This is a genomic window from Microbacterium sp. zg.Y909, assembly GCF_024626565.1.
On the sequence record NZ_JANJFJ010000643.1, the window covers coordinates 1 to 1,433 of the forward strand.

Consider the following 1,433-nt stretch of genomic DNA (forward strand, 5'->3'; position numbering starts at 1 on the left):
TCCTTGACCGTGGTCAGGTGGTGGAGGCCGATGATCATGTCCTGCGAGGGCAGGGTCACCGGGCGGCCGTCGGACGGCTTCAGGATGTTGTTCGACGCCAGCATCAGGATGCGGGCCTCGGCCTGGGCCTCGACCGACAGCGGCAGGTGCACGGCCATCTGGTCACCGTCGAAGTCGGCGTTGAACGCGGCACACACCAGCGGGTGGAGCTGGATGGCCTTGCCCTCGACGAGCTGCGGCTCGAATGCCTGGATGCCGAGGCGGTGAAGCGTCGGCGCACGGTTGAGCAGCACGGGGCGCTCGCGGATGATCTCCTCGAGCACGTCCCAGACCTCGGGACGGGTGCGCTCGACGGCGCGCTTGGCGGCCTTGATGTTCTGCGAGTGACCCAGGTCGATCAGGCGCTTGATGACGAACGGCTTGAACAGCTCCAGCGCCATCTGCTTGGGAAGACCGCACTGGTGCAGCTTGAGCTGGGGTCCGACGATGATGACCGAACGGCCCGAGTAGTCCACGCGCTTGCCGAGCAGGTTCTGACGGAACCGGCCCTGCTTGCCCTTGAGCATGTCGGACAGCGACTTCAGCGCACGGTTGCCGGTACCGGTGACGGGACGACCGCGGCGGCCGTTGTCGAACAGCGCGTCGACGGCCTCCTGCAGCATGCGCTTCTCGTTGTTGACGATGATGTCGGGGGCACCGAGATCGATCAGGCGACGCAGGCGGTTGTTGCGGTTGATCACGCGGCGGTACAGGTCGTTCAGGTCGCTGGTCGCGAAGCGGCCACCGTCCAGCTGCACCATCGGGCGCAGCTCCGGCGGGATCACCGGGACGACGTCGAGCACCATGGCGGCCGGGCTCATGCCCGTCGACAGGAACGAGTTGACGACCTTCAGGCGCTTGATCGCGCGGATCTTGCGCTGACCCTTGCCCTCGGAGATCTGCAGGTGCAGGTTCTCGGCCTCAGCGGCCAGGTCGAACTCCTCCAGGCGACGCTTGATGGACTCTGCGCCCATGTGCGCCTCGAAGTACTGGCCGAAGCGGTCCTGCAGCTCGTAGAAGACGTCGTCTTCCTGCTTCAGGTTTCCGACCTCGAGGGTGCGGAACTCCTCCCAGACCCGCTCGAGCTTCGAGATCTGCTCGTCGAAGTTCTTGCGGATGGATGCCATCTCCTTCTCGGCGGCATCCTTGACCTTCTTCTTCTGGTCGGCCTTCGCGCCCTCTGCTTCCAGAGCGGCGAGCTCCTCTTCCAGCTTCGCCAGGCGGGCGGCGACACGGGAGTCGCGGCGGTCGCCGAGGTTCTTCATCTCCAGGCGCAGGTTCGACTCGTGCGTCGGCAGGTCGCGGTGACGCGCGTCCTCGTCGACCGAGATGACCATGTAGGCGGCGAAGTAGATGACCTTCTCGAGGTCCTTCGGCGCCATGTCCAGCAGGTA

At 65.6% G+C, this 1,433-nt stretch carries 1 pseudogene; it reads right to left on the minus strand.

Annotation, left to right across the window (positions count from 1 at the left end):
* Window positions 1–1,433: pseudogene (locus tag NQ160_RS23735) on the minus strand (DNA-directed RNA polymerase subunit beta'); the annotation flags it as partial.